Origin of the sequence: Pelomonas sp. KK5, assembly GCF_001984095.1 — a bacterium.
GTDB lineage: Bacteria > Pseudomonadota > Gammaproteobacteria > Burkholderiales > Burkholderiaceae_C > KK5.
Window position 1 is genome coordinate 1 of sequence record NZ_LYVQ01000250.1, and the last position, 9,161, is coordinate 9,161.

General features: G+C 62.1%; 5 protein-coding genes. 4 read left to right on the plus strand and 1 reads right to left on the minus strand.

Features of this window, described 5'->3' with window-relative positions:
• The 4 genes from B0W88_RS26765 to B0W88_RS26780 form a co-directional block, all read left to right on the plus strand.
• Nucleotides 1-834, plus strand: an 834-nt coding sequence (locus tag B0W88_RS26765) for a lasso peptide biosynthesis B2 protein (RefSeq protein WP_233151860.1), incomplete at its 5' end; no start/stop codon positions are given.
• A gap of 14 nt (nt 835-848) precedes the next feature.
• On the plus strand, nt 849-2,642 hold the full coding sequence (locus B0W88_RS26770) for an asparagine synthase C-terminal domain-containing protein (protein ID WP_077037633.1): 1,794 nt from the start codon (nt 849-851) through the stop codon (nt 2,640-2,642).
• A 31-nt stretch (nt 2,643-2,673) separates the two neighbouring features.
• Entirely contained in the window at nt 2,674-4,521 is a 1,848-nt protein-coding gene (locus B0W88_RS26775; protein WP_158080950.1) for an ATP-binding cassette domain-containing protein, read from the plus strand.
• A 123-nt stretch (nt 4,522-4,644) separates the two neighbouring features.
• Entirely contained in the window at nt 4,645-5,397 is a 753-nt protein-coding gene (locus B0W88_RS26780) for a substrate-binding domain-containing protein (RefSeq protein ID WP_077037635.1), read from the plus strand.
• Nucleotides 5,398-6,180: 783 nt separating this feature from the next.
• Here the strand turns inward: B0W88_RS26780 and B0W88_RS33865 are convergent.
• Nucleotides 6,181-9,161: hypothetical protein (locus tag B0W88_RS33865; RefSeq protein ID WP_158080951.1), on the minus strand; the 2,981-nt coding region annotated here is incomplete at its 5' end.

Sequence of the window (9,161 nt, forward strand, 5' to 3'; positions counted from 1 at the left end):
CCTCTCGCCCGTCCCAACCCTGCGAGCGCATCGCATGTCATCAAAGGCACGCGCCTCGGTTCGCCCCGCTGCCTGAGTCTGGAGAAAATGGTGACAACGCCCGGCCAGAACCATCGATTGCAGATCGCCACCCATGTATGTGCATGCGAGGTCGGTGGACAGGTCATCTTGCTCGACTTGCGCGCCAATCGATACATGGGTATCGACGGACCGGCTGCGGCAATGCTCGCGGGGCGGGTCGATGAATGGCCCGCACCACCTAACCCAGTGCCACAGAACTCATTAACGGCTGGCAATGAGCACCGGGACTTCGCCGAGCGCCTGGTCTCGCAAGGGCTTTTGGTTGACGCTGCCAGCAACCAAGGTGCCATTTCATTCGGGGCGACCGCGCTCGGCGAGGCGACGGCCTCGTTGGACCTCGGCGACGTTGCTGCGCACCATGCCATCGGCGCAGGCCGCTTTGCGGCCTTTCTCAGGAGCACGGCTCGTGCGGCCTGGTGGCTTCGCGGGCGTTCGCTGTACTGGATCGCATCGACGCTTTCCGCCCGAAAGCATGGTTCTGGTGCCTGGGGCGCGGGCAACGCTCACCGGATGAAGCAATGCGCCGCGACCTACGAACGCTTGCGCCCGCTGCTGCTCACGGCCCATGAGAAGTGCCTGTTCGATTCGTTGGCGATGATGGGATTCCTCGCCAGCGAGGGCCTCTACCCCTCCTGGGTCATCGGGGTCAAGACCCGCCCCTTCGGCGCTCATTCCTGGGTGCAGGCGGGCACCACAGTGCTGAACGATCAGCACGAGTACGTGCGCCAATTCAGGCCGATCCTAGCCGTGTAGCGGGAGCGCCGCGCATGTTCCGCTTCATCGCCATCGCCTGGAATCCTTCCTGGGACAGAGCCTGCGCCACTGCAGCGCGTCTCGGCGACTTCGGCCAAGACCGCATCGACTGGGAGCCCGTGCTGCTCCGCCCCGGCCTGCAGGTCTACACGAGGGGCGCCAAGCCTGGCGCCAACGAAGCGATCCACCTGCAGGGCGGCCTTGGCGTCGTTCTCGGCAAGCTCTTCCGTCGCTGCGACTCAGAAACCGCTCCCGCGCGACATCTCGCCCTGACGGCGGCTGAGAACCGCAGCATCCTGGAGAGCGAAGGAAGGGCCCTGGTCAATGGTTTTTGGGGGCGCTATGTCGCCATCTTCCAGACCGCCTCGGGCTCGACCCGCGTACTACGGGACCCCAGCGGCGCCCTGCCCTGCTTCCGGATCCACCACGAAGGCGTCTCCATCGTGTTCTCCTGGCTGGAGGACGCCCTGGCCAGCCTCGGTACCGCGCGTCCCTGGGCGGTGCAATGGGACGCCTTCAGGGCGTTCCTACTCGGCGGCAAGCTCGCCGGCCGGCAGACAGCGCTAGAAGGCGTGCTGCAGATCCTTCCCGGCGAAAGCATCGACCTTCACGATCAAGGCTCGACCCTGCTCTGGAACGCGCTCGATTTCGCGCGAGCCCCCAACCACTGCAGCGCCGACGAGGCCGTCCAGCGCATTCGCCAGCATGTTCTGACCTGCACAATGGCCTGGGCCAGTTGCTATGACTCGCTGCTTGTCCGCCTGTCCGGTGGTGTCGATTCGTCGATCCTTTTTAGCTGCCTCGCGCCCGGGAAGACGCCGGCGGACGTGATCGGCGTCAACTACTACTCCGAGGGCTCGGACAGCGACGAGCGCGTCTACGCCAGGTTGACGGCCGCCACCGTGGGCCGAGACTTGGTCGAGCGTCAACGCGACCCGGCATTCGACCTGGGGCAGGTCTTGCGATCCGCACGGACCTGCGAACCGGTCCGCTACACAGGCTGGCTGAATGGCGCCGCGGACTTGAGGATCGCCACGGCCTACGGTGCGCCTGCGATATTCACCGGCGCCGGCGGCGACTCCGTCTTCTTCGAATTCGCGGACTGGTGGCCAGCCGCCGACTATCTCGCAATCCGAGGCTTGGACGCAGGATTTCCGGTCGCGGCGATGGACGCAGCACGGCTCGGGAAGGTATCGGTGTGGCGAGCCATGGGCCAGGCCTTCAAGGAGCGGGTCGCGCCCAGTCGGCTGGAGACCCACCTGCTCGGTGCGTCGCCCTTGCTGGCCGAGGAGGTTCGCCTCGCGGTCGAGGATTGGCGGCGGCTCATCCATCCCGCGCAGCGCGACGCGACTGACGTGCCGATCGGCAAACGCATGCAGACGATGTCGGCGACCCACCCGGTCACCTACTACAGCCCCTTCGAGCAAGAGGCCGCCCCCGAGCTGGTCAACCCCCTGTTGTCCCAGCCGCTTCTCGAGCTGTGCCTGAGCTTGCCGACCTATCTGCTGACGCAGGGGGGCTATGGTCGCGCCCTGGCGCGCCGAGCGTTTGCTCAGGACCTGCCCCCGCAGATCGTCAATCGCCGCTCGAAGGGCGGCCTTGCCGAACACGTCTCAGAAGTGCTGATGCGCAACATCCAGGAGGTCCGCGCGATGCTGCTTGACGGGCAACTGGCACGGCGCGGTCTTCTGAACCGAGCAAACGTGGAGGAGGTCCTTTCTGGCCGACCTTCCGCGATCGCCGGCCATGCCAGCCAGATCCACGGCCTGGTCGCCGCGCAAGCATGGGTTGACCGTTGGGTCTCGTAGCAAGGCCCACTCCGTGCTCCGAAAGCCCTTCGTGCAACGCGCACTGCCCAAGCTTCCACCAGCGCTGCTGCTGATCCTCCGCACCATGGATCGAACCATCGCCCGTCAGCTGGTGGCAAGTGGCTTGCTAACTGCCGCCAGCGCCTTGCTGACAGGCCTCGCTCCAGCAGCGCTCAAAAGCACGGTCGATGCCGCTCTGGCCCCCGCAACGGTCCCCGAGCAGCTCGGCAGCAGGACGGAACAACTGGCGCTCTTTGGCGGCGCTTACCTCTTCTGCCTGTGCATAGGTCGCATCGCTTCAGAGGCTCGCCCCGCAGTGTCGGGATCAGGAGAGCAGCGGCTCTATGCGGCGATTCGCCTCGGCTTCCTTCGTCATGTGCTGGATCTGCCACTGCGATTTCATCTGCACCAGGCCAGCGGCTCTCTGCCTCATGTCCTGCAGCAAGCAATCAGCGGATGCCAGATCGCTTTGCTCAGTGCGTCAACGGGCATCGTGCCGGTCGTCGTCGAGGGCATCACCGTCGCAGCGGTGCTCACGTCGCTTCACCAGCCCCTGCTGATCCTGGCCTTCGCCGTGGCAGCAGTCCTCTATCTGACTGTCATGGCCACGAGGACAAGGCGTCTTGGCGCCGCGGCCCGAGCTGTCTCAGCGGCCAGCACGCTTTCAAACGGGATCATGGCGGACAGCTTCACGAACATCGAGCCCATCAAATGCTTTGGTGCAGAGGGGGCGACCGTGACCCACTACGCGGCCGCGCTGGCGACACTCGAATCGCGCTGGCGCGATCTCCTGCTTCACCGCTTGCATACCGGGGTCGCCACCACGGCCATCTTCGCGGCGTCCATGTGCGTTACCTTGATCCTTGCGGTCCAAGCCCTTCGGGATGGACGACTGACCATCGGTGGCTTGGTCCTTGTCAGCGTCTACTTGGCCCAGATGACGCGCCCGCTGGAACTGCTGGCCGCGGCGAGCCGTGATCTGTCGCAGGGTTTTGCCTTCATGGGTCCGCTCGTCGCGATCCTTGAAGAACCGACCGAAGACCGCGGCCCAAGTCGGCCGAACGCAGAGCAGTCGGCGCCGCCCATGCCGATCGGCCCAAATGCGGCTGTAACCACTCCCGAGGCGCTGCGAGCATCGCGAGCGCCAGCGCTTCGATTCCAAGGCATACGGCTGGCCTTTGACAGCGGGCGCCCCGTGCTCGACGGGCTGGACCTCCAAATCGGCGCCAGCCGATCGTTGGGAATCGTCGGCGCCAGTGGCTGCGGCAAGTCGTCGCTTATGCGATTGCTTCTGCGATTGCACGCGCCCCAGGCAGGAAGCATCCTTGTCGATGATGTTCCGATTGACACGCTGCCTCTTGCGACGCTGCGGTCCATGATCGCCGTGGTGCCGCAGGACACGGTCCTCTTCAATTCGACCATCTCGGCCAACATCGCGGTAGGCAAGGAAGATGCGACCCAAGCCGACATCGCAGCCGCAGCACGCCTGGCCGGCCTGGAGCGCTTCGTGGCCAGCATGCCCTCGGGGTTTGACACGCCCATCGGCGAGCGCGGCCTCAAGCTGTCAGGCGGCGAACGGCAGCGCATCGCCATCGCACGCGCCGTACTGAGAGATCCTGCGATTTACGTCTTCGACGAAGCGACATCGATGCTGGATGGACCGACGGAGCGTGCGATCTTGAGCCAATTGACGGCGATATCCACGGGGCGCACGACGATCGTGATCGCACATCGCTTGTCAGCCGTCCTGCACCTCGACGAGATCGCGGTCATCGCCGACGGCGTGGTCGCCGAGCGAGGCAACCACGCGGCCCTGCTCGCGGCGAATGGTCTTTACGCAGCCATGTGGCGAACGCAAACACCGAGCGACGCACGGTGACAGCATCCTCTCCCGCGGCGACCTCATTCCTTCAACGCTACTGTCAGTGTTGGCGGCGGGGAAGAAATCTGCGCGGAGTGTCGGGTGGAATGGCCCTGAACGGACCAGCGGCCCCCGGCCAAGGTGCTGCAACTGCTGCAGCAGTTCACCGATGGCGTGATCGCCGTGCTGCCCTACCAGTTCGGCTTTGTGGAGGGCCTCACGGCTGCGCACTTGCCCGTCATCACGATCGACCATCACCGCGAGCACGCCGAATTCCCGTCCATCGCGGCGGACAACTACGGCGGCGCCCGAGCCGCCATGCAGCACCTGGCGACCTTGGGCCATCGCAGGATCGCCTTCATCAGCGGCGAGGAACAACTGGGGTCGGCGCAAGATCGCCACCGGGCCTACGACGATGCGGTGGCCATTCTTCGTCTTGAGCGGGATCCGGCGCTTGTGCTGCGCGGTGACCACACGGCGCCCGGCGGCCGCGACGCGGCACAGAAGCTGATGGCGATGAAGGACCGGCCCACCGCCGTGTTCGCCAGCAATGACCTGAGCGCCATCTGCGCAATGCCTGCCCTCCTCGCCGCCGGCTTGCGAGTGCCTGATGACATCTCGATCGTCGGCTTCGACGATCTCCCGGCTGCATCGCAACTTCATCCGGCCCTGACGACCGTGCGACAGCCCATAGCCGAGATGGGGCGAGCGGCAGTGAATACCCTGTTGGCCGTCATCGCCGGCCTAGAAGTGGCTGCCCGGCAGGTCACCCTGCCCACCGAACTGGTCGTTCGAGGGTCAAGGAGTGTAATGCGTTATGGCCCCTCGCCATTGCATGCCACAAATGAGCCATCCTCCCCTTCGTCCAGATCGAAGAACAGGTCAGCAGTCTGAACGTGCCTGCGGCGAATCGAAATGCGCCGGTCGGGTGCTCGTGTCAGCGCATCGTGACGCGTCGAACCAGACTACAGCTAGCACCCCGCTTGCGGTCAAGTCCGCCGTTCCTACGCCAAGCCGCGGCTACGTCTGGGCGCCCGGCTACTGGGCTGCCTGGAACAGCCATCAGCACGTGTGGCACAGCGATGCGCGGATGAAGGAGCGCCGCGGCCATGTCTACACTCAGCCGGCTTGGGTGGAACACGACTGCAGATAGGAATTCAGGCGCGGCGCATGGGCGTGGGGCGACGCAGATCATGACGGTGTGCGAATGGCGCGAACCGCCGGGCACGCAAGTCTTCGGATCGGACGTTTCCAACCGGCCAAGTCCTGACGCCCACGAGGGGCCGGTATGCGGCAGTCCAACGAGCATCTCACCTGTCCACCCGCCAGTTGGCTTTTCTGACCAAGAGCAGTGAGCGCCCGGCTACGCCACATCGACGTGGTCTGGACGAGAAGCTAGCTGGCGGCTGCGACCGGTCCGACAACGGCGACGCACTCGACGAGGTTGGGCGTACCAAGCAGGAGGTACCTCCCGGCCTCGGTGCGCACTGCCAGTAGATCGTGATCACCCCGTCCCCAGATATCGTGGTCGAGACAGAGTCAGAGTCTGACGAGCGAATGGGGCTGCTGCTTATCCAACGAGCGTCGTCGTTGATTGCCGAAGGCAAGCTCAAGGCGACGAAGTCGCGAGTGTTGATCGAGCTCTTGTGCTCAATGACAGCCTGATCTTCATCGAACTCAGTTGAGCGGCGGGTATTTGGATTCAGGGAACTCCTCGTTGAATCCGCGCCAGGCTCGCTCGAACGCCAACGGCGGACCGCGGCGCGCGGTGGAGTCCATCATGAAGGCAATAGCCACCTTCAAGGCTTCGAATCGGCTTCTTGCTGCCTGATCGAGCATCTCGTATTGCGTCGGATTTGTTGGAACCATCTGCGGCTTCTTGACCCATTCAATCAAGAGTGGCGTGTCCACAAGACGATGTGATGCATCGCCGTTGAACAAAGCTTGCAGCGTGTCCGATGCGAACATAGCTTCTTCGTGCCCCAGGTGGCACATAGCTCGAATCTGCAACGCAAGCTGTTCCATCTGTGGAAGCGTCGTGAGCTTGCCGCTGGTTGCGCCACCAAGCTGAGAAATCTTCCGGAGAACTGTCTGTAAGCTTCGCTGTGCAACCTGACCATGCCATTCAGTGATCTGCTTCACGTGAACTTCTCGAGCAATTTGCGCAAGCGGAGCCTGAAGAGCGAGGTTTGGCATCAGGGTAGGTAGAGCCCTCTTTCCAACAAAGCCATCAAAAGGCCACTTATCTGCACCACCTTGCTGAGCAGCAAGATATGCCAGAGGCTTGGTCACGGATAGCGCTGGACCAAGAGCGGCATCACGTGCGCTCTTGTCGGTTTGGCTTCCTTCGTGGACAGTGAAGTTGTGGACAAACCTATAGATCTCCGTGCCATATAGCCAGACACTTATCTCGCATGAGTGACCTTGAAGCAGGAATCCATCTGGTGCCCTCCCCGCTGGAACGCCGTGCTTCCTGCGGTCGGATTCGCTCAGGCCGCTGTTGTCGTCCGTGTAATTTCTAGCACGAGCCGCATCGGCTTTCAGCTGAAGAACTCTGGCATCTTCGCGCAGTTGATCGAGAGGCTTAGACAGCGTCATTGAGACGATTTCAATGGCGAGGATTGAATTTCCAGAGTCAGGTCCGCATGTTGGGCAGCGCAGGAAGGTAGTGACGTTTCCGGGCCCGAAATCCGCGGCATTCAGGAATGGAATGCTGTACCCTGGCTCTTGTAGGCTTCCCAGGCGAACGTCGAATGGACCGGAAATTTGGCTTGCGGCATAGGCTTCGACGAATTGGACGAGCCCATCGTTCATTAACAGCTGCACCTCCGACTCGAAGGCACTGAGATGTTTCTCGTAGCCGGCAAATAGCTTGCCCATATCGTCATAGGCGCTGCCGAGCAACAAATCCTTGCCCGCAATCTTGCGCTGCGATAGCCCTGCGCTCCGTAGGCGGCTGACGAAGGCCGCGTGCTGCTGACCCGATTTGCGGAGTGCATCAACCTGTTTACGGGTCGTTGGGGAGCCGGTCTTGTCAAATCTATCGAACTCACTTGGATTGTCAACTCTCAGGTCGGTATAACCCTCAAGCATCATCACCAGTGCTGGTTCGAAAGCTGGCTTCGGGAGTCCTTTCACGCCTGCGAAGTCGAGGCACTTGCGCAACGCATTTGCATACGACCAGGAAACCGAATCAGGCCGCCCCGCATCAGGGTCAATCTTTGACATGGTCACGAGCAGTGCCTGTGCCGCCTCAAGACCGTTGAACGGCAACATCCATGGATACTCGAACAGCTCAAGCGAAGTATCCGAATACTGCCGACGGCACTGAGTCATGAGGCCGCCGGTGACTTGCTTGTTGGCCGACAGCGCAGCGCAGTCTTTGTGCTGCCATTCCGTGGTGTGCTTGCGGCTGAGGTGGTCGCTCAGTTCGAGTCGGAAAGTGAGGTCGTCAACTTTGAGCGAGACAAGCTTGACTTCCTGAAGAATCTGATTCGATTGATATTTCAAACCCTTGATCTCGTCGAGCAGGATTCCGAGTTGCTTGAAGATCTCATCAACTCGCTGGTTCAGATTTGCGAACTCAGTTTTTACCATGTCGTGAACCTCACGGATCGCGGCCATGACTTCTTCATGACGCTTTTGCGCAGCGGCTTCAGCTTGGGCTGCGCCGCCTCCGCCCAACGCCGCTGAGAACGCTGCCATTCCGCCGCAACCGTTCAAAAGTCCAGAGGCCCCAGCAACAAGTCCCCAGCCGCTGCCGGCCGCGGCGAGCATGGATACGGCCTGAAAGACCTGGACGCCTGCTTCGACATACTGGACTGCATTCGCGACATCTTTCGCTTGCTTGCTGGCACCAACTAGAGTCAAAACTCCCTGGATGGCACTCGCACCAGCCCGGAATCCCTGCATGTCTGGGGTGAGCCTGGGGGCGGAAAGGTCGACGCCCAACTGATGAGCCAAGATCTCGCCTGGCCTCTTGAACGCGTCCGCCTTCAAGCCTTCGACCTTATTGGTCATGTCGACGACGAGGCCATCAGCTAACGTCGTTGCCGTGGATACGGTGATTTGGGCTTGGTTGAGCAAGTCAGCGTTCTTGGCTCCAAGAACGTTGCTGAATGAAGAAATGGATGGGAGTTCAGCCCTCCCCGCTCCAATCAATGCTTGTGACAGGGCGTCGTAGGCGCCGTTTGCTCGACTCACATCCTGCTTGAGAACTCGCGACATTTCAGCGGCTGCGCTGTCAGCCAGGGAGATGAAATCAGGTTTATAGGTCTCGATGAATCCGGTAACAGTCGGAAGGAGTCGTCCTGTCGCGATGCAATCATCGACTTCCTTCGCCAGGCCGATCTCTCTGCTCAGCCGGGACGCCAACACATCGCGGACTTCGCTGCCAAGTTTGGCGCCTGTAATTTTAGAGTTCAGATCTTGCAGCCGAGCGGAAAGCTGTTTGGCTTGAGCTTCCGACGCCTGGTAGAGCTGAATGGCAGCAGCCTTTGCCAGCAGCGGCAGGAGGGGGTTTTGTGTCGATCCAACGACCAGGGCCAGCTGGATGATGCGCTGCTGAGGCCTGGACTCAATGCTGCCTTGTGCATGGATGATCGCCGGAGCGACGCCGGCAACACCCATGCTGGCCAGAAAATCGCGACGTTGCATAT

Bases quoted from the DNA above. Each gene is read 5' to 3' on its own strand.
- B0W88_RS26770 (WP_077037633.1), top strand. From the start codon at position 849: ATGTTCCGCTTCATCGCCATCGCCTGGAATCCTTCCTGGGACAGAGCC.